Source organism: Paenarthrobacter sp. 10N417, from assembly GCF_056394745.1.
Window position 1 is genome coordinate 83,453 of record NZ_JBFTIL010000013.1, and the last position, 18,325, is coordinate 101,777.

General features: G+C 62.1%; 20 protein-coding genes. 15 read left to right on the forward strand and 5 right to left on the reverse strand.

From position 1 onward, the window contains the following. Window positions 1–15 precede the first annotated feature (15 nt). The 6 genes from hisB to AC1DCM_RS16555 are packed head-to-tail and all read left to right on the forward strand — an operon-like array spanning window position 16 to window position 4,573. Window positions 16–642, forward strand: a complete 627-nt coding sequence (gene hisB / locus AC1DCM_RS16530) for an imidazoleglycerol-phosphate dehydratase HisB (protein ID WP_442017063.1) — start codon at window positions 16–18, stop codon at window positions 640–642. Continuing rightward, window positions 639–1,400, forward strand: a complete 762-nt coding sequence (gene hisH / locus AC1DCM_RS16535) for an imidazole glycerol phosphate synthase subunit HisH (RefSeq protein WP_477519045.1) — start codon at window positions 639–641, stop codon at window positions 1,398–1,400. Before hisB ends, hisH begins: the two co-directional genes overlap by 4 nt. Further along, window positions 1,401–1,559: a hypothetical protein gene (locus AC1DCM_RS16540; protein WP_216925244.1), complete on the forward strand. Its 159-nt coding sequence runs from the start codon at window positions 1,401–1,403 to the stop codon at window positions 1,557–1,559. Between the two features lie 34 nt (window positions 1,560–1,593). Next, window positions 1,594–2,337: a bifunctional 1-(5-phosphoribosyl)-5-((5-phosphoribosylamino)methylideneamino)imidazole-4-carboxamide isomerase/phosphoribosylanthranilate isomerase PriA gene (gene priA, locus AC1DCM_RS16545; protein ID WP_477519046.1), complete on the forward strand. Its 744-nt coding sequence runs from the start codon at window positions 1,594–1,596 to the stop codon at window positions 2,335–2,337. Then, entirely contained in the window at window positions 2,337–3,215 is an 879-nt protein-coding gene (locus AC1DCM_RS16550) for an SseB family protein (protein ID WP_477519047.1), read from the forward strand. The genes priA and AC1DCM_RS16550 overlap by 1 nt, the downstream gene beginning before the upstream one ends. A 53-nt stretch (window positions 3,216–3,268) precedes the next feature. Continuing rightward, window positions 3,269–4,573: an MFS transporter gene (locus tag AC1DCM_RS16555; RefSeq protein ID WP_477519048.1), complete on the forward strand. Its 1,305-nt coding sequence runs from the start codon at window positions 3,269–3,271 to the stop codon at window positions 4,571–4,573. Between the two features lie 124 nt (window positions 4,574–4,697). On the opposite strand, the gene AC1DCM_RS16560 is transcribed toward AC1DCM_RS16555, so the two are convergent. Beyond that, the gene (locus tag AC1DCM_RS16560) at window positions 4,698–5,102 is read right to left on the reverse strand and encodes a DUF1844 domain-containing protein (protein WP_442019234.1); all 405 of its coding nucleotides are present in this window, start codon (window positions 5,100–5,102) and stop codon (window positions 4,698–4,700) included. Window positions 5,103–5,331: 229 nt separating this feature from the next. Between AC1DCM_RS16560 and infC the strand changes: the two genes are divergently transcribed. From infC to AC1DCM_RS16585, 5 genes are all read left to right on the forward strand, one after another. Continuing rightward, window positions 5,332–6,549: a translation initiation factor IF-3 gene (infC, locus tag AC1DCM_RS16565; RefSeq protein ID WP_477519049.1), complete on the forward strand. Its 1,218-nt coding sequence runs from the start codon at window positions 5,332–5,334 to the stop codon at window positions 6,547–6,549. 119 nt (window positions 6,550–6,668) lie between these two features. Beyond that, the gene (gene rpmI / locus AC1DCM_RS16570) at window positions 6,669–6,863 is read left to right on the forward strand and encodes a 50S ribosomal protein L35 (RefSeq protein WP_059387794.1); all 195 of its coding nucleotides are present in this window, start codon (window positions 6,669–6,671) and stop codon (window positions 6,861–6,863) included. Between the two features lie 119 nt (window positions 6,864–6,982). Next, a complete protein-coding gene (gene rplT, locus AC1DCM_RS16575) occupies window positions 6,983–7,663 on the forward strand; it encodes a 50S ribosomal protein L20, sunset domain variant (protein ID WP_431119525.1) in 681 nt (226 codons plus the stop codon). A 26-nt stretch (window positions 7,664–7,689) separates the two neighbouring features. Continuing rightward, entirely contained in the window at window positions 7,690–8,610 is a 921-nt protein-coding gene (locus AC1DCM_RS16580) for a TrmH family RNA methyltransferase (protein ID WP_442019236.1), read from the forward strand. Between the two features lie 91 nt (window positions 8,611–8,701). After that, window positions 8,702–9,619 (forward strand): cation diffusion facilitator family transporter, encoded by a 918-nt coding sequence (locus AC1DCM_RS16585; protein ID WP_477519050.1) that lies wholly within the window; start codon window positions 8,702–8,704, stop codon window positions 9,617–9,619. Window positions 9,620–9,725: 106 nt separating this feature from the next. Here the strand turns inward: AC1DCM_RS16585 and AC1DCM_RS16590 are convergent, their stop codons facing one another. After that, the gene (locus AC1DCM_RS16590; RefSeq protein WP_477519051.1) at window positions 9,726–10,937 is read right to left on the reverse strand and encodes an MFS transporter; all 1,212 of its coding nucleotides are present in this window, start codon (window positions 10,935–10,937) and stop codon (window positions 9,726–9,728) included. 132 nt (window positions 10,938–11,069) lie between these two features. Between AC1DCM_RS16590 and AC1DCM_RS16595 the strand changes: the two genes are divergently transcribed. Continuing rightward, window positions 11,070–11,504, forward strand: coding sequence for a (deoxy)nucleoside triphosphate pyrophosphohydrolase (locus AC1DCM_RS16595; RefSeq protein WP_477519052.1), 435 nt, complete (start codon window positions 11,070–11,072; stop codon window positions 11,502–11,504). Window positions 11,505–11,531: 27 nt separating this feature from the next. On the opposite strand, the gene AC1DCM_RS16600 is transcribed toward AC1DCM_RS16595, so the two are convergent. Further along, window positions 11,532–12,626 (reverse strand): Rv2578c family radical SAM protein, encoded by a 1,095-nt coding sequence (locus AC1DCM_RS16600; RefSeq protein WP_477519053.1) that lies wholly within the window; start codon window positions 12,624–12,626, stop codon window positions 11,532–11,534. A gap of 92 nt (window positions 12,627–12,718) precedes the next feature. Here AC1DCM_RS16600 and pcp point away from each other — a divergent pair, with 92 nt between their 5' ends. Then, a complete protein-coding gene (pcp, locus tag AC1DCM_RS16605; RefSeq protein WP_477519054.1) occupies window positions 12,719–13,366 on the forward strand; it encodes a pyroglutamyl-peptidase I in 648 nt (215 codons plus the stop codon). On the opposite strand, the gene AC1DCM_RS16610 is transcribed toward pcp, so the two are convergent. Together AC1DCM_RS16610 and AC1DCM_RS16615 are read right to left on the reverse strand one after the other, a co-directional pair. Then, window positions 13,335–13,967 (reverse strand): SIMPL domain-containing protein, encoded by a 633-nt coding sequence (locus tag AC1DCM_RS16610; RefSeq protein WP_477519055.1) that lies wholly within the window; start codon window positions 13,965–13,967, stop codon window positions 13,335–13,337. The genes pcp and AC1DCM_RS16610 overlap by 32 nt on opposite strands. Beyond that, window positions 13,964–14,401, reverse strand: coding sequence for a hypothetical protein (locus AC1DCM_RS16615; RefSeq protein WP_477519056.1), 438 nt, complete (start codon window positions 14,399–14,401; stop codon window positions 13,964–13,966). Before AC1DCM_RS16615 ends, AC1DCM_RS16610 begins: the two co-directional genes overlap by 4 nt. A gap of 163 nt (window positions 14,402–14,564) precedes the next feature. On the opposite strand from AC1DCM_RS16615, the gene pheS reads away from it, so the two are divergent. Together pheS and pheT are read left to right on the forward strand one after the other, a co-directional pair. Next, window positions 14,565–15,626 (forward strand): phenylalanine--tRNA ligase subunit alpha, encoded by a 1,062-nt coding sequence (gene pheS, locus AC1DCM_RS16620; RefSeq protein ID WP_223936608.1) that lies wholly within the window; start codon window positions 14,565–14,567, stop codon window positions 15,624–15,626. 2 nt (window positions 15,627–15,628) lie between these two features. After that, a complete protein-coding gene (gene pheT, locus AC1DCM_RS16625; RefSeq protein WP_477519057.1) occupies window positions 15,629–18,172 on the forward strand; it encodes a phenylalanine--tRNA ligase subunit beta in 2,544 nt (847 codons plus the stop codon). Window positions 18,173–18,325 lie beyond the last annotated feature (153 nt).

The following is an 18,325-nucleotide window of genomic DNA, read 5'->3' on the forward strand; positions in this document are numbered from 1 at the left end:
TATAAGGACGTCCCAATGAGCGAAACCGGCGCCACGCCGTCCGCTGACCGCACCGCGCGCATGGAGCGCACCACCAGCGAATCCTCCGTCCTGGTAGAGATCAACCTGGATGGCACCGGTGTCTCGGACATCAGCACCACGGTTCCCTTCTATGACCACATGCTGACGGCGTTGTGCAAGCACTCCCTGATCGACATGACCGTCAAGGCCACGGGTGACACCCACATCGATGCCCACCACACCGTGGAGGATGTGGCCATTACTTTTGGTGAGGTCTTGCGTACTGCCTTGGGCAACAAAGCCGGAATCCGCCGCTTTGGCGAAGCTACGGTTCCATTGGACGAAGCCTTGGCGCACGCTGTCGTGGATGTTTCGGGGCGCCCATATCTGGTGCACGGAGGAGAACCCGCGGGGCAGGAGTACCACCTCATCGGTGGCCACTTCACGGGTTCGCTGACCCGTCACGTCTTTGAAGCCATCACGTTGCACGCCGGTATCTGCCTGCACATGAACGTCCTTGCAGGCCGCGATCCGCACCACATCGTCGAGGCCCAGTTCAAAGCCTTCGCGCGGGCTCTTCGCTCGGCAGTGGAGTCGGATCCCCGTGTCGAGGGCATTCCATCCACCAAGGGGGCGCTATGAGCGGGCAAATCCTGAAGGACGGTGCGGTTACTGACGCTTCGGCTAACCTCAAGCCGGAGTCCCCTGAAGGTAAGCCCACGGTTACCGTGCTGGACTACGGTTCGGGCAACGTCCGTTCAGCTGTTCGCGCCCTTGAGCGTGCGGGCGCCGAAGTGGTTCTCAGCTCCAAGCCTGAGGATGTGCTGAATGCCGACGGGCTGCTGGTCCCCGGCGTCGGCGCCTTTGAAACGGTAATGAAGGAACTCAAGGCCGTCGATGCCATCCGCATGATCGGCCGCCGCGTCGCAGGTGGGCGGCCTGTCCTGGCAATCTGCGTTGGGCTGCAGGTGCTCTTCGAAGCCGGAGTCGAGCACGGCACCGAGTCCGAGGGCATGGCCGAATGGCCGGGCAAGGTTGAACTCCTTCCCGCCCCTGTGGTTCCCCACATGGGTTGGAACACGGTGGACGTCCCTGAAGGATCAAAGCTTTTCGCGGGCGTTGAGCAGGAACGCTTCTACTTTGTGCACTCATACGGCGTGCAGGAGTGGAACTTCGACGTCGTCCAGCCTCGGATGGCCCCACCTCTGGTGACCTGGTCCGAGCACGGTGCACGCTTTATCGCCGCTGTCGAAAACGGCCCCCTGTGCGCAACCCAGTTCCACCCCGAGAAATCCGGAGACGCCGGGGCGCGCCTCCTGCGCAACTGGGTGGACGGCCTTCGCAAGCCTGGATCCACGGTGGCACATACTCCGGCAGCGGACGATCGTGGTGCAGCCTAAATGTGGTCGGTAGTGCTCATGGGCCTTGCCGGCGTGCTGGTGGGTGGAGGTATCTCTTTCCACCAGCAGAAGAAGCCACTGTGGGTTTCCGTCTCTTTCTACGTGCTGGCGGGGATGTCCCTGCTGGCCGCCTATCTCCTGACGCTGCCAGGCAACTGAACGCCCCGCGTCCCCATCAACTCCTAGGACACACATGACCACCTCAGCCCAGTCCGTTCTGGAACTCCTCCCCGCCGTCGACATCGTTGATGGCCAGGCAGTCCGCCTGCTGCAAGGCGAGGCAGGCACGGAAACCAGTTACGGCACGCCTCTGGAAGCTGCCCTGAACTGGCAGAACGCCGGTGCTGAGTGGGTGCACATGGTGGACCTCGACGCCGCTTTTGGCCGTGGCAACAACGCGGACCTCATTAGCGAGGTCGTGTCCCAGCTCAACGTCAAGGTTGAGTTGTCCGGCGGCCTGCGGGATGACGAGTCGCTGGAACGCGCCCTGGAATTGGGCGTGGAGCGGGTTAACCTCGGTACAGCAGCATTGGAGAACCCTGAGTGGACACGGCGCGCCATCGACCGATTCGGTGACAAGATCGCCGTCGGCCTCGATGTCCGTGGTACCACCCTGGCCGGTCGCGGCTGGACCAAAGAAGGCGGCGACCTCTGGGAAGTTCTTGCCCGCTTGGAGGACGCCGGCTGCGCACGCTACGTGGTCACCGACGTCACCAAAGACGGAACCCTGCAAGGTCCAAATGTTGACTTGCTGCGCCAAATGGTGGAGAAAACGGGTAAGCCCGTGGTGGCTTCAGGTGGTATCTCCAGCCTTGAGGATCTTCGCGTGCTTCGTGAACTCGTGCCCCTGGGCGTTGAGGGCGCGATTGTTGGCAAAGCCCTTTATGCAGGTGCTTTCACCCTGCCCGAAGCGTTGGACGTAGCCGGTCGTCGTTGATGTCCGATTCACGACGCGAACTTCCAGGCCACATTGCTGCTGCCTTGGCCGGTGCCGGGGGAGCAGCTGACTCTGCGGGGCAGCCCTGGGAAGGCCGTAGCCTTAGTGGTGACGATGCCAGGATCCACAATTTTGAGGACGACGACGGTTCGGCGGACTCAGGCTACCTCGCTGCCGTTGCTGCACTGCTGAATGGGACGGGCAGTGAGGCGGAGGTTGTAGCTTCACTCGCTACCGCCCGGGTCTTCGTTCCCGTGATAGCCCAGCTCGCCGAGGAAGCCGAAGGTGTTGATGGGCTGCACGCGGACAAGCAGGCCGATATGGCATTAGTCACACTCAAGGCCCCTGATGGTCGGAAGGCCATGCCGGTGTTCACGACGGCCGCTGCTCTTGAAGCCTGGCATGCGGATGCCCGACCGGTAGCTGTTTATGCGGCAAGGGCTGCCCTTTCGGCCGTTTCCGAAGGCGCACAATTGCTGGTACTGGACCCCGGTTCCGCGTTCACGTTCGTGGTTCGGCGGCCAGCCATGTGGGCGTTGGCGCAGCAGCGGGACTGGACGCCGTCTTACCTTGATGATCAACTGGAGTCTGCTCTCGCTTCACAGGCCGAGGCGTTTCCGGCGGTTCGCCGACTCAAAACACAGACCGGTGGTGGCGTAGCCTGCCTGACGGCGGATGGCCGGACGGTCCCTGGCGGAGGCGCTGGCCCGGAACTGCGGATAGTGCTGTTCCTTGAGGACGGACTCGACGCCGCATCCGTCCAGTCGCTGGTGGCTGACCTGAATGAGGCGTGGGCGAAGCTGGAATCGTTTGCCGAGGGCGTCGACTCCATCGAAGTAAAACTGCAACGTGCGGCGCAGGAGCCTGGGCTGCACTAGCGGCAGTACCCGTCCACCGGGGACTGCCCCGGGGGAACAAGAGGAATTAGTCCGTGAACTTCGCTCTCTACAAAGAGATGCTGTCTATCCGCCCTGTCCGGCGCCTCCTGCTGGTGGGCATGATCGCCCGCATCCCACATTCGGCGGCTGGCGTGCTCCTGACGTTGCACATTGTCCTGACGCTGGGGGAGGGTTATGCCGCCGCGGGCGCCGCTGCCGCCGTCATGACCATTGGCATTGCCTTGGGGGCGCCTTGGCGTGGTCGGCGCGTGGACATGGTGGGCCTGCGGAAGGCCCTGATCCCATCCGTCATCTCGGAAACAGTGATTTGGTCCATTGTTCCGCACGTCCCGTACGCCTGGTTGCTTCCCTTGGTCTTCGTGGGGGGCTTGTTCACGTTGCCGATCTTCAGCGTGGTCCGTCAATCGCTGGGTGTCATGGTGGACGGGGACCAGCGACGCTCGGCGTTTGCGCTCGATTCCATCGCCACTGAGCTCGTGTTCATGATCGGCCCGGCTGTTGGTGCGATCGTCGCCACGAGCGGCTTCTCGGCAGTGGGACTCACCGCGGTGGGAATCTCTGTTTCCGTGGCTGGCCTGTTTTTGATCTGGTTCAATCCTCCCACCCGCAGCGATCCCAACTGCACGCCGGAGGAATCTGCGGCACGGGCCGCCGCCGACCTTGCCGCTGCCGAGGCGGCCATGGTGGCCTCCGCACCAGGTCACGTGCAGGAGGCGGCGTCTGAAATGGCGCCTGCAGCCGTGTCCCGCACAGCCGGCCTTCGGAATCGCGTGGCCCGCAATTTCACCTGGTTTACAGTTTCCGTTGCGGCCCTTTTCGCCGTAGCTGCGGGATCGGGGATGGTACTTAGCGGCTCCGACGTCAGCATCGTTGGCCTGTTGGAGCGCGGCGGTCACCAGAACGAGATCGGCATCGTCTTCTTCTTCTGGTGTGCGGCATCGGTTGTGGGTGGACTCATTTACGGAGCCATGAACCGTTCGGTCTCTCCCATGCTGCTGTTGTTGGGCATGGCCGCGCTCACCATCCCGATGGGTTTCGCACACGACACCTGGACGCTTGCACTGTTCTCGATTCTCCCGGGCCTTCTTTGCGCTCCGGTGTTGTCGGCGTCGTCGGAGAAGGTGGCGGACCTCGTGGATGAGGAACGCCGCGGCGAGGCCATGGGGTGGTACGGATCCGCGCTAACGGCTGGCATTGCCTTCGGCGCGCCCCTTGCCGGGATATTTATTGACACTGTGGGCCCGTCCGGAGGTTTTGCCTCCGTCGGAACTGCAGGAGTCGTACTTTGCATCGCGGGCTTCGCCCTGATGTCCAAGCGGCGCCGGGCCCGGGTGTAGCTCCAACGACCGCAAATCCTCAGTGATCCCGCTGCAGTACGATGACGGCGGCATTAACGACGACGGCGGCCCCGACCACATGTGGTCGGGGCCGCCGTCGTATGTACTTTGGAGCAGTTCCTGGCTAGTTCACCGGTCCGGTGAACTTCTCACCAGGGCCCTTGCCTGGTGCGTCAGGGATAAGGGAAGCTTCGCGGAAAGCCAGCTGGAGGGAGCGCAGTCCATCACGCAAAGGCCCGGCATGCTGGGAACCGATTTCGGGGGCAGCTGCCGTTACGAGGCCAGCCAATGCAGTGATGAGCTTGCGGGCCTCGTCAAGGTCTTTGAGGTCCTCCGCGTTGGGGTCATCGGCAAGGCCGACCTTCACAGCGGCGGCGCTCATCAGGTGGACCGCGCCGGTGGTGATGACTTCTACTGCCGCAACTTCCGCGATGTCACGGATCTGCTGGGAAACCCCGGCATCGGCGGCGGGGGCTGTGGCGGTGTCCTCGGAGTAGGAGTTGCGCGAATTGCTGTCTTCAGTGCTCATACTGGTAAGCTTGTCACAGACCGACTGGAAGTCGTTATTCGCATTAAATGCTCCCGCCCCGTGCAATGTGCGCTTGGCGGGTTATTTCTGTAGAATTGATTTTCAGTTTGCAAGCGGAGTTCTCTCCCACCCGCGTCAGCCGTTTTCCCTTCGGGGAACAGGATTCCTTCACGGAACAAGAGGTTGCCGGGTACCGGTCGGACGCTCAGAGGCCCAGCCTCCGGAGTGCGTGCTTCTCTACAAGGGAGCACACCCGATCCTTGAGGCCTTCGATTGCACCAGCAATTGGAGGCCTTCTCTATTTGCCGGTGAAACTCACCACAACCACAGGAGCTTTAACATTAGCGAGCCAAGAATCAATGAGCGTATCCGCGTCCCCGAGGTGCGGCTGGTCGGCCCTGCCGGCGAACAGGTAGGAATCGTCCGCATCGAGGACGCCCTGCGTCTTGCTGCCGAATCCGATCTCGATCTCGTTGAAGTTGCCCCGCAGGCTAAGCCTCCTGTTTGCAAGTTGATGGACTTCGGCAAGTACAAGTACGAAGCTGCCGTGAAGGCGCGTGAGGCCCGCAAGAACCAGACAAACACGGTTCTTAAGGAAATCCGTTTCCGCCTCAAGATCGACAAGCACGACTACGAAACCAAGCGCGGACATGCACTTCGCTTCCTCGGCGCTGGTGACAAGGTCAAGGCAATGATCCAGTTCCGTGGCCGCGAACAGCAGCGTCCGGAGATGGGCATCCGCCTGCTTCAGAAGTTTGCTGAAGACGTCGCCGAGGTTGGCATTGTTGAGTCCAGCCCACGCATCGATGGCCGCAACATGGTCATGGTGATCGGTCCGCTGAAGAACAAGGCAGAAGCCAAGGCTGAAGCCCGGCGTGCAGCCCAGCGTGCCGAAGCCAAGGCACAGAACGAGGCCAAGGCCTCCGGACGCGTGGACACCACGGGCGACCAGGCTCCGCTGACGCAGACCCTGGGCGACCTTCTTCCGGCAGGCCTGCTTGCTTCCGAAGAAGAGCCCACGCAGGAAACTGTGGAGGCTCCCGAGGCTGAAACACCCATTGCCGAAGAGGCTCCGGTTGTTGAGGAAGCGCCCGTAGCTGAAGAGGCTCCGGTTGTTGAGGAAGCACCCGTAGCTGAAGAGGCACCGGTTGTTGAGGAAGCTCCGGTAGTCGAAGAGGCGCCGGTAGCTGAAGCGGCTCCGGTAGTCGAAGAAGCACCCGTGGTTGAGAAAGCCCCGGCTGTGAAGGCTGCACCGGCGGAGAAAGCACCGGCCCCCAAGGCCGCCCCCGCACCGGAAGCTCCGAGGCCAGCTGTTCCGGCTGCTGCCCCGAAGCCTGCAGTTCCCTCGGCTCCGAAGCCCGTCGCCAAGCCGGCAGCTCCCAAGCCGGCAGCTCGGCCCGCAGCCCCCAAGGCTGCGCCGAAGCCTGCATCTCGCAAGACCAACTAGTTCAACGCCGCGGAGGCCCTGGCCTCCAACGGCAAGCAACCAGCACGCCGGCCCTTGTAGGCCGGCTGCACGAAAGAACTGCGGACTTTGTCCGTGGACACGTAAGGAGATCGGTTCCCATGCCGAAGATGAAGACCCACAGCGGTGCTAAGAAGCGCTTCAAGCTGACCGGCACCGGCAAGCTGAAGCGTCAGCAGGCCAACCGCCGCCACTACCTGGAGCACAAGTCCTCCACGCTGACCCGTCGCCTCGCCGGCGACAAGATCGTCTTCAAGGGCGATGCCAAGGTCATCAAGAAGATGCTCGGCGTCTAAGTTCCAAGTTCTTTGGTTGCTGCCATCCGGTAGCGACCGACTACACCAAAAGCCTTCTCAGGCCGGCCGGATTTCCGGCAGTAGCAGCTTGGGATAAAGATTTCTGAAGGAGTACGCACGTGGCACGTGTGAAGCGGGCGGTAAACGCCCACAAGAAGCGCCGGGTTATCCTCGAACGCGCCAAGGGTTACCGCGGTCAGCGTTCGCGCCTGTACCGCAAGGCCAAAGAGCAGCTGCTGCACTCGTTTGTGTACAGCTACGGCGACCGCCGCAAGAAGAAGGGCGACTTCCGTCGCCTCTGGATCCAGCGCATCAACGCTGCATCCCGCGCCAACGGCCTCACCTACAACCGCCTGATCCAGGGCCTGAAGGCCGCTGAGGTTGAGGTTGACCGCCGCATGCTGGCCGAACTGGCTGTTTCGGACGCCAACGCATTCGCCGCACTGGTGAACATTGCCAAGGCTGCCCTCCCGGCCGACACGTCTGCTCCGGCTGCCAAGGCCGAGGTTGCCGCACCGAAGGCTGCCAAGGTTGCTCCGGCTGCTGCTACCGCAACGGCTGTCAAGGCTTCTGTCTCCGAGAAGCCGGCCATCGATGGCGCTATTGCTGCCGTTGAGGGCGAAGGTGCTCCTGAAGGCCACGCCATCAAGGGCAACGCCGAGTCCAAGAAGTACCACGTACCGGGTTCCACTTGGTACGAGAACACTGCTGCTGAATACTGGTTCTCCACGGTAGAGGCTGCAAAGGCTGCCGGCTTCGAGCCGGCCGGCGGCGAAGCCCGCCAGCAGATCAAGAACTAGTCGCAACTGCCACTAAAGTTCTTTATATGAACCAAACCGGGCGCCCGCAAGACTTTCCGATGACCAACCCCCGAGCAGATCGGGTGAGGGATGTCGCCAAGCTTGCCGGGCGCCCGGCCCGTTTAAAGCGCGGCCGTTTCCTGGCTGAGGGTCCACAGGCGGTTCGCGAGGCTTTGACCCTTCACCGGGAGCGCACTGCGGCTGGCGGTGCCGCCGTCGTGCATGAAGTCTTTGCGAGCGAGGCATGCCTTGAGCGGCTCCCGGAACTCGCAGACCTTGCAGAAGGAACGCAGCTTCGGCTGGCCAGCGACGACGTCCTGGCCGCCATGGCGGACACCGTCAATCCGCAGGGCATCGTTGCCGTATGTAGTTTTGTGGATGTCAGCCTCGAATCAGTGCTCGACGCCGGTCCTCGCCTTATTGCGGTCATGTGCCAGGTCCGGGACCCCGGCAATGCAGGCACCGTGTTGCGGGCGGCCGACGCTGCAGGTGCCGACGCTGTGATCCTGACGGGCTCCAGCGTAGACATCTACAACCCCAAGGCGGTACGGTCCACGGCCGGTTCGTTGTTCCACCTGCCTGTGGTCCTGGGTGCTGATGTTGAAGATCTCGTCGCGCGCTGCCGGGCACAGGGGATAGGAGTCCTGGCTGCCGACGGCTATGGGACAGTAAACCTGGACCAGCTCCAGGACGAGAATGCTGCCCGGAGGCTCGGAAATGACTCCGTTGCCTCGGATTATGCCCTTGAGGCACCCACAGCCTGGTTGTTCGGGAACGAAGCCCAAGGGCTCTCCGATGCTGAGCTGGCACTCGCGGATCACCGCGTAGCCGTGCCTGTTTATGGTGCAGCCGAGAGCTTGAATCTGGGTACAGCGGCCACCGTTTGCCTCTATGCAAGCGCCCGTTCGCAGCAGGGCGCCCGGGTCGGGAATGCAGAAATAGCCTGACGCCCGGTACGGTATTTCTTGCAAGATAAGACGATGACGACTCTTCTTGGCACAATCCATACTTTCCCAAAACCGAAGAGGTGAAGCTTTCGTGGCTGCAAGTGGCGGTACCAAAGCGATCGTGGCGGCCCTCGCCGCGAACCTGACCATCGCTGTCCTGAAGTTCGTTGCATTCGTCCTGACACTGTCATCATCCATGCTCGCCGAGGCCATCCACTCGGTGGCCGACTCCGGCAACCAGATCCTTCTCCTGATAGGAGGCAAGCGCGCACAGCGTGCCGCAAGCCCCGAGCACCCCTTCGGCTACGGACGCGAGCGGTACATCTACGCGTTCATCGTCTCCATCGTCTTGTTCAGCGTGGGTGGCCTCTTTGCCCTGTACGAAGCGTGGGAGAAGTTCCAGCACCCGCATGGCATCGAAGGCGACTTCTGGTGGGTGCCGTTGGCCGTCCTGGTTGGTGCCATCGTTGCCGAGTCGTTCTCCTTCCGAACCGCCATTGTGGAATCGAACCATATCCGTGGCAAGCAGACGTGGGCCAAGTTCATCCGCAACGCCAAGCAGCCCGAGCTGCCGGTCATCCTTCTGGAAGACTTTGGCGCCTTGCTGGGCTTGGCGTTCGCGCTCTTCGGCGTCAGTATGACCCTCGTCACCGGTGATGGCGTCTGGGACGCCTTCGGTACGGCCATGATCGGCCTGCTGCTGGTCGCCATTGCTGTCATCCTTGCGGTCGAGACCAAATCGCTTCTGTTGGGTGAGTCGGCTACCAAAGACGACGTCGCACGAATCACCGAGGCACTGCAGGCGGATGGCACCAGGATCATCCATCTCAAGACGATGCACCTCGGGCCGGAAGAACTGCTGGTTGCTGCCAAGATCACCATGGGTGCCGCCGATACCGGTCAGGCAATTGCCCGGGTGATTGACGACGCCGAGCAACGGATCCGGGCGGCCGTTCCGATTGCGCGGGTCATCTACCTTGAACCGGATGTTGAGCGCGTCCAGGCGTAGTCAGGTCAGCATTAACCCAAGGTGGGCTCCGCTATTTGAACTGGTCAAATAGCGGAGCCCACCTTTTTTGTTGCAGCATCCAGAAGTTAGATCACGCTCTATCGATTTATGAGGTAGCCAGCGGCTTCCTGCGTTCCAGCAGCCCGCTGATGATGGCAACTCCCAGACCCAGGATGGCGAGGACCGCACCCACGAGGGCCGGAGCCACGTAGCCCCAGCCCCAGGCGATCACGGTCCCGCCGAGGAAGGCGCCCAGAGCGTTGGCAATGTTCAGGGCGGAGTGGTTCAGCGATGAAGCGAGCGAGGCAGCGCCCGGGGCGGCATCCAGGAGACGGGTCTGCAACGCTGGCGTGAGCATGGAGCCTATGCCGCCAACGACGAAGGCCATGATGAATGCGGACCAAGCCCAGTGCGCTGCGACTGCGTAAACGACCAATGCTGCGGCGATGCCCGGCATGACCCAATAGATGGTGCCCATAACGGACTTATCCGCAATGCGGCCGCCAATCATGTTCCCCGCAACCATCCCCAGCCCGTATAACGCCACCACTGCCGGAATGAGGCTTTCTGGTATGCCTGCCACGCCCGTCATGGTGTGCGCGATGTAGGTGTAGACGGCGAAGAACCCACCAAAGCCTATGATGCCGATCAGCAAAGCAAGCCATACCTGAAGCCGCTTGAGGGCACCGAGTTCGCGTCGAATACTCGCCTCAGGGTGCGCTGCTTCGAAGGGGACGAATTTCCACACCATGAACACAGTAAGCAAGCCAATGGCCCCAACGATGATGAAGAGCAGCCGCCAGCCGAAGGTCTGCCCCACCCAGGTAGCCAGAGGCACCCCGATGACGTTGGAGACGGTGAGGCCTGCCATGACCATGGAGATGGCCCAGCCCCGTTTGGTGGGTGCCACCAAGCCCGCAGCGATGACAGCAGCCACACCGAAGAACGCGCCGTGGGGCAGACCGGAAGCGAAACGCGAAAGCAGCATAAAACCGTAGTCGGGAGCAATGAAAGAGGTCAGGTTGGCGATGGAAAGGAACAGCATCAGCCCCAGTGCCAGGTGCTTCCTGGGAAGTTTGGCTCCGAATGCAGCGAAGATGGGCGCTCCAATGACAACGCCCAAGGCATAGGCGGAGATGAGGTTGCCAGCCTCGGGAGTGCTGATGCCCAGTCCTTCCTCAATTTCCTTGAGAAGACCCATCATGGCGAACTCGGTGGTGCCGATGGCGAACCCTCCCATGGCCAGCGCCAGGATGGCCAAGCCTAGGTGGCGCCTTGCTGCTTTGGCGACGGCCGGTGGGGACACAGTGATAGTCATGAGCCTGCTTCGTGAGGTGCCTTGAGGGCTGGGAAAAGGTGGAGAAAATCCGATAACAAGCTTAGTCCCGTGACCGTGACTTGACGTCGCTATGTGACGATCCCCATGATTCCCAGCACATAGACTGGTTCAGTGATTGGACTGGTAAACGTAGTGGGCGCCGCCGTCGTCGACTCCTTGGACGCGCCGGCCCGACTCCTTGTAGCGCGTCGCACTGCGCCGCCGCAGTTCGCCGGAATGTGGGAATTTCCCGGCGGCAAAGTAGAGGAGGGCGAGTCGGCCGAAGCAGCCCTTCATCGGGAGCTCGCGGAGGAGCTGGGAGTTACAGTTCGTCTCGGTGCGGAGCTGGAGTCCGGTGAGGCCGCGGGGTGGCCCCTCAATGAGCGCGCGGCCATGCGCGTGTGGTTGGCGGAACTCGCTGAAGGCACGCCCCGTGCCCTGGAGGATCACGACGAATTGCGCTGGGTATCCCTGGTTGATGAGGAAGAAGCTCTTAGCCTTGCCTGGATCCCGGCAGACTTCCCAATTGTCCGGGCATTGCTGGAACGCGTGACTGCGCCAGCCTAGCCGCCGTGACCGTAGTGGCCTAGCGGCTTAGAAAAGTGGCTCCTGCCCTGGCAACGGCGTCCCAAGGGCACTGTCCGTGACCGAGGCGGCAGTGGTGGCTGGCCGTGCATTACGGTGGCTGAAGCCTTGTGTTCCAGTAAAGCCATGCTTGGCTTTGAAGTGATTGATCCTGGCCGACAACCAGGAGCGGTACTCTTTTGACGCATAAGATCCCTGCCCGTACAGGCGACGGTATCGTCCTACAAGTTCGGGATGGTGGGCGGCGAGCCACTTCATGTACCACTCACGTGTACCGGGCTTGAGGTAGAGGGCTCCTGCAGTGACGCCCGTGGCGCCGGCCTTGGAGAGTTCTGAGAACAAGGATTCAAGGGCTTCGTCTGAATCCGTGAGCCAAGGCAGGATGGGCATGGCCATGACTCCGCAACCCAGACCTGCCTCACGTAGCCGCGCAATGAGCTTGAGGCGGGCCCTCGGCGAGGGGGTGCCGGGCTCAACAATCTCAGCAAGGTCCTCGTTGGTCATGGCCAGTGAGATGCCCAGATCTACTGGGACTTGGGCGGCTGCATGCTTGAGCAGGGGAATATCCCGGGCAAGCAACGTGCCCTTGGTCAGGATCGAAAACGGTGTGCCTGAATCGGCGAGGGCCCGGATGATCCCCGGCATCAGCGCGTATCGGCCTTCGGCGCGCTGGTAGGGGTCTGTGTTGGTTCCGAGGGCAACCTGGTGCCGTTCCCAAGAGGGCTTGGCCAGTTCCTTCCGAAGGACCTCTGCCGCGTTGATCTTGACTACAACCTGGGAGTCGAAGTCGCGTCCGGCGTCGAACTCCAGATAGGTGTGCGTCTTCCGGGCGAAGCAATAGACGCAGGCATGGCTGCAGCCCCTGTAGGGATTCACTGTCCACTCGAAAGGCATATTGGAACCGGAAGGCACCTTGTTGAGCACTGACTTTGCGGTGACCTCATGGAAGGTGACTCCGGAGAATTCGGGTGTTGAGATGGAACGCACAAGCCCGGCCAGCGGCAGTAGTGCGTCCATGGCCGGGGCAGGGCCAGGAGCCATACTGCCAACGCTTTCGGACGCCAGTCCACGCGTTGGCGAAAGTGCTTGTGCGTCCCATCTCATGGACTCTATTCGAATGTATGTTCGAACGAATGTCAAGGACCTCGAACGCCGATTCCGGACACTGCCATTCCGGACATTGCTAAGGTTGGCCCATGATTCTGCTGACTGGCTTCGAACCGTTTGGCGAAGAGAAGGTCAATCCTTCCTGGCAGGCTGTTCTGCGCGCTCGTGACATCCTTCGTTCCGAAGGGCACAAGGTGGAAGCTTTAGAGCTGCCCTGCGTGTTCGGTGAAGCGGCAACCCTCCTGCTGGCCGCCGTCGAAACCCTGACGCCGGACGTCGTGGTGTGCACTGGATTGGCTGGAGGACGGGAAAGGGTCTCCCTGGAGCGTGTAGCCATCAATTGTGATGACGCCCGCATCCCGGATAACAAGGGCAAGCGGCCTATCGACGAGGAAGTGGTTCCTGGTGGACCGGTGGCCTACTTCTCGACGCTGCCGATCAAAGCCGCCCTACGGAACCTGCAGATCGAAGGCATCAAGGGTGAGATCTCACAGTCTGCAGGAACCTACGTCTGCAACCACGTGTTCTATGCGCTGATGCACGCCCTCGCAACCAAGGACGGCATCCGGGGAGGATTTGTCCATCTTCCCTACCTTCCAGAGCAGGTACCCGAGGGGAGCGCGACACCGTCCATGCCGCTTGAGGCCATGGCTGCTGGCATCGCAGTGGTGGTGCGGACGGCAGTCCAGGCGCCGGTGGATGGACCTAAGGCTTCAAGAGTTCCCATTCCACAGTGACGCTTGCCGCTACGGACGACTCGCCGGCCTCGATCGGAAGTGCTTCAGCAGCAGAGGCCCTGACGAGTCCACCCATCGGAATGGGGGAGCCCGGAAGAGGTTGCTGGGAAATGGAAACCACCGAGCCCAGCCGGGCAGACGCCAAGGACGCGTACTGCTCCGCCCGCTGAAGCGCGTCCTGCCACGCCGCCTCCTGCGCCTGGCTCGTGACCGCAGAGGCATCTGCGAAGCCTTGCTCTATCCCGTTGATCCGGATGTCGTCCCCACCGGCCGCCACCGCCGCAGCAATGGTGGCAGGCGCTTCCGTTTGCGAGCGGATGCCGACACGCACATTGGTGGACGCCACATAGGCAGCGACCTTCTGTCCCTGCCCCTCCACCCACACCAAGTCTGCTCGAAGGTTTAAGCCGCTGGTGTGCAGATCTGCAGCCTCCACGCCAGCCGCGCGCAAACTGGCGGCGACGGCGGCGGCTGCCTTGCCGGCGTCGTCATATGCCTTGGATGCAGTCTCCCTTCGCGTCTCGACGCCCAAAGTCAGTGTCACCAGGTCCGGAACTGCCTTGGCGCTCGCCGTTCCGGTGACGGTTATTGTGCGCTTCATGCTTCGGCCTCAATTCGCTGGTCAATCTCGATTCGCTGGTCAATGTAGCCGCCCGCTGCGAGTCCAGCTTGCCGTTCAAAGAAATTCCTCGACGCCGGATTGCCTGTACGCAGCATGGACCAGCCGGCGGCGACACTGTAGAAAACGAGGAAAGGCAGCCCCAGACAGTAGGCGTACTGAGTGCTGTGCCGTTCCTCGTGGGCAAGGAGCAGCTCATTGCGTCCTGCCACGCCGTGGGCTGCGCGGTAGAGGACGACGTTCCCCACCGTAAAAGCCCCGGCGTGTGGAAGCTTCCACGTATACCCTGCTGCTATCAGCAGTCCCCGGGGCCCACGCGAAATGCGCGATCGGGACGTCCGCGCGACCAACAGCCCCAACGGTGTGGTCAGGTTCAGGATGTTGGCAACTTGCCGTAAGCGCTGCCCGGGAGTCATGAAGCCATGCTAGACCCGCGGCGCGCACAAACCAGGGGTTAAATGGCGCCTGTGAGCTTCAACTAGACTGAAGGGTAGTGCCTGCCGTCCGTGGTGAGCACTGCCCTTTCGTTTTGCAGGCCAGCCATGCCGGCCGCTCCCGACTCGTAGCTAAGAACAGTAGATGACTGACACTTTGCCAGGCGCTGCCATCCCGAATCCGCTGGATGAAGCCGCCATCAACGCCGCCGTTGAGGATGCGATCGCCGCGATTGCGGCTGCCTCCTCCCTCGAAGAACTTAAGGCCGTCCGCCTCGCCCACACCGGAGAGAAGTCGCCCCTGAGCCTGGCCAACCGTGAAATCGGTGGCCTCGCCAAGGAGCACAAGGCTGCCGCCGGAAAGCTCATGGGATCCTCGCGCGGCCGGGTCAACCAAGCGCTCGCAGCCCGGACCGAAGTCCTGGAAGCCGAGAACGACGCCCGGATCCTGGTGGAGGAAACCGTTGACGTCACGGCAGCTCCGCGTCGACGCCGGGCGGGAGCGCGTCATCCACTGTCCACGCTGCAGGACCGTGTTTCGGATATCTTCGTCGGCATGGGCTGGGAAATTGCCGAAGGCCCCGAGGTTGAGTCCGAGTGGTTCAACTTTGACGCCCTGAACTTCAAACCGGATCACCCGGCCCGTGAAATGCAGGACACCTTCTTCGTGGAGCCTCCCGAAGCGCACCTGCTGATGCGAACGCACACATCACCTGTGCAGGTGCGTTCCATGCTGGAGCGCGAAGTTCCCATCTACGTGCTGTGCCCGGGCAAGGTGTTCCGCACGGATGAACTCGATGCAACGCACACGCCTGTCTTCCACCAGTTCGAAGGCCTGGCGATCGATAAGAACCTGAGCATGGCCGACCTCCGTGGAACGCTGGAGCACTTCGCCCGCCAGATGTTTGGCGACGAAGCCTCCATTCGCCTGCGCCCGAACTACTTCCCGTTCACCGAGCCCTCTGCTGAGCTGGACATCTGGCACCCCGGTGCCAAGGGTGGTCCCCGCTGGATTGAATGGGGTGGCTGCGGCATGGTCAACCCCAACGTCCTTCGGGCTGCCGGCATCGACCCGGACGTCTATTCAGGTTTTGCCTTCGGCATGGGCATCGAGCGCACGCTCATGTTCCGCAATGAGGTCGGCGATATGCGCGACATGATCGAGGGCGATGTACGTTTCAGCGAGCACTTCGGGATGGAGATCTAACAGTGCGTATCCCACTTTCCTGGCTGCGTGAATTTGCGCAGGTTCCGGCCGATGCTACGGCCGAAGACGTTATGGCTGACCTGGTCAAGGTCGGTTTTGAAGAAGAAGAAGTCCACCGTCCCACGGATGAACTCACGGGTCCCATTGTGGTTGGCCAGGTGCTGAGCCTGGTCAAGGAACCGCAATCCAATGGCAAGACCATCAACTGGTGCCAGGTCCGTGTTGTCCCTGAAGGGCAGGAACAGACGCTGACTGGCGAGGGAATCGATCCCTCCGGCGTGCAGGGCATCATTTGTGGTGCCCACAACTTCGTGGAAGGCGACAAAGTTGTTGTCACGCTTCCCGGAGCTGTGCTGCCCGGAAACTTCAAGATTTCGGCGCGGAAGACTTACGGCCACCTGTCTGCGGGCATGATCGCTTCCGTTCGCGAACTGGGTATCGGCGATGACCACGACGGAATCCTGGTCCTCTCACGGATTGGGCTGGATCCGGAAATCGGCACGGATGCGATGAAACTCCTTGGTCTCTATGACCAGGCTGCAGAAATCAACGTCACCCCGGACCGCGGCTACGCCTTCTCCATCCGTGGTGTGGCACGCGAGTACGCACACGCCACCGGAACATCCTTCGTTGACCCGGCCTCCAAGGTCAACGCTCCGGCCAGCCTCCAAGGCGGTTACGGCGTCAAGCTCAACGACGACGCCCCCATCTATGGCAAGCCGGGCTGTGACCGCTTCGTGGCACGCACAGTGCGTGGCGTGGACGCTTCCCGTCCCACGCCGCCTTGGATGTCCGCCCGTCTTCGTCTGGCCGGCGTCCGTTCCATCTCCCTGCCCGTTGATATCTCCAACTACGTCATGCTTGAGCTCGGTCAGCCGAACCACTGCTACGACCTCGACAAGCTTGCGGGCGACATCGTGGTCCGCCGTGCCGTGGCCGGGGAGAAGATCACCACTCTGGACGACAAAGAGCGCACGCTCGACGTCGAAGACCTGCTGATCACTGATGACTCCGGAGCCATCGGCATTGCCGGGGTCATGGGCGGTGCCCACACCGAGGTTTCGGATTCCACCACGAACATCCTGGTGGAAGCCGCGCACTTCGATGAAGTATCTATTGCCCGTTCGCGTCGTCGGCACAAGCTCCCGTCCGAGGCTTCCAAGCGTTTCGAGCGCGGCGTTGACTGGCACGTTGCCAGTATCGCCGCCCAGCGCGTCGTGGACCTTTTGGTTGAACTCGCTGGTGGCACAGCTGACGAGACCGGTACCGACGTCGGAACGGCCCCTGACGCCGTCACGATTGAACTGCCGGCAGAGTTCGCTGCCGCCCGTATCGGCATCGACTTCACGGAAGAGCAGATCACCACATCCCTGATGGATCTGGGTGCTGCCGTGGAAAAGACTGCCACCGGTTACCTGGTGGCGGCTCCAAGCTGGCGCCACGACCTTGAAACCAAGGAAGACCTCTCCGAGGAAATTGCCCGCTTGGTTGGTTATGACAACATCCCGGCCACCCTGCCCGTGGCGCCTCCGGGGCGTGGCCTGAGCCGCAGCCAGCAGCAGAAGCGCCGCGTCGTACAGGCACTGGCAGACGCCGGGCTGACGGAGGTCTTGTCCTATCCGTTCGTGGCCAAGGCAGCCAACGACACCTTCGGCGTGCCGACGGAAGGCGAAGAACGTGCGGCGTTGAAGCTGGCGAATCCCATAAGCGAGGAACACGGTTACCTCCGTACGTCCATCCTGCCGGGACTGATCGAGGTTGCGCGCCGCAACCACTCCCGCGGTTTCCGTGACCTGGCACTCTACGAGGCCGGCTCTGTCTTCCTGCCCGGCGAGAAGCTCGGTACTGAATCCATTCCGCCGCTGGGCATCAAGCCTTCCGATGAGGTACTGGATGCACTGTACGACGGCGTCCCGCACCAGCCGCTGCACATCGCCGCTGTCTTGACTGGCCACGATTCGCCTGCGGCGGCGACGCACACGCCGCGTCCCTGGGACTGGGCAGATGCTTTGGATGTGGCCCGACTCATCGCGGATGTTCTCGGTGTTGAACTTGTCGTCAGCCAGGGAAGCCACCAGGCATTCCATCCCGGACGTGCCGCACAGCTCGCGCTGCGGTCAGGCGACGTGGTGGGATACGCCGGTGAGCTGCACCCGAAGCTTCTGGCAGCCCACGACATGCCAGCACGCTCTGTGGCGGTTGAGGTCAACGTGGAGGCGCTCTTTGAAGCTGCTGCCGACGTCATTGTTGCCAAGCACATCTCCGGATTCCCAGTGGCCACCCAGGATGTGGCCCTGGTTGTTCCGCAGGACGTGCCGGCTGACCAGGTCCTTGCAGCATTGCGTGAAGGTGCGGGCGAACTCCTCGAAGACGTCGCATTGTTCGATGTCTACGTTGGACCCGGGATTGAGGAAGGCAAGAAATCCCTGGCCTTCGGCCTTCGCTTCCGTGCCGACGACCGCACACTCACTGCCGACGAGGCCTCGGAGGCCCGCGCTGGCGCCGTGGCTGTTGCTGCAGAGCGCTTTGGAGCAGTCCAGCGCTAGGCCTCTCGCTATGCGAAATCCCCGGAACCTGATGGTTCCGGGGATTTTTTTCAGTTGCCTCCCCACGCGGCGGTGCTGGCGTGCCGAAATATAACCAATTGGTTAGTGTTTAAACTCAGCCGCGGCTCGTAGCCGTCAGGGACGTCCTGAACG

Bases quoted from the DNA above. Each gene is read 5' to 3' on its own strand.
- hisB (WP_442017063.1), top strand. From the start codon at position 16: ATGAGCGAAACCGGCGCCACGCCGTCCGCTGACCGCACCGCGCGCATG.
- hisH (WP_477519045.1), top strand. From the start codon at position 639: ATGAGCGGGCAAATCCTGAAGGACGGTGCGGTTACTGACGCTTCGGCT.
- AC1DCM_RS16540 (WP_216925244.1), top strand. From the start codon at position 1,401: ATGTGGTCGGTAGTGCTCATGGGCCTTGCCGGCGTGCTGGTGGGTGGA.
- priA (WP_477519046.1), top strand. From the start codon at position 1,594: ATGACCACCTCAGCCCAGTCCGTTCTGGAACTCCTCCCCGCCGTCGAC.
- AC1DCM_RS16550 (WP_477519047.1), top strand. From the start codon at position 2,337: ATGTCCGATTCACGACGCGAACTTCCAGGCCACATTGCTGCTGCCTTG.
- AC1DCM_RS16560 (WP_442019234.1), bottom strand. From the start codon at position 5,102: ATGAGCACTGAAGACAGCAATTCGCGCAACTCCTACTCCGAGGACACC.
- rpmI (WP_059387794.1), top strand. From the start codon at position 6,669: ATGCCGAAGATGAAGACCCACAGCGGTGCTAAGAAGCGCTTCAAGCTG.
- AC1DCM_RS16580 (WP_442019236.1), top strand. From the start codon at position 7,690: ATGAACCAAACCGGGCGCCCGCAAGACTTTCCGATGACCAACCCCCGA.
- AC1DCM_RS16590 (WP_477519051.1), bottom strand. From the start codon at position 10,937: ATGACTATCACTGTGTCCCCACCGGCCGTCGCCAAAGCAGCAAGGCGC.
- AC1DCM_RS16600 (WP_477519053.1), bottom strand. From the start codon at position 12,626: ATGAGATGGGACGCACAAGCACTTTCGCCAACGCGTGGACTGGCGTCC.
- pcp (WP_477519054.1), top strand. From the start codon at position 12,719: ATGATTCTGCTGACTGGCTTCGAACCGTTTGGCGAAGAGAAGGTCAAT.
- AC1DCM_RS16610 (WP_477519055.1), bottom strand. From the start codon at position 13,967: ATGAAGCGCACAATAACCGTCACCGGAACGGCGAGCGCCAAGGCAGTT.
- AC1DCM_RS16615 (WP_477519056.1), bottom strand. From the start codon at position 14,401: ATGACTCCCGGGCAGCGCTTACGGCAAGTTGCCAACATCCTGAACCTG.
- pheS (WP_223936608.1), top strand. From the start codon at position 14,565: ATGACTGACACTTTGCCAGGCGCTGCCATCCCGAATCCGCTGGATGAA.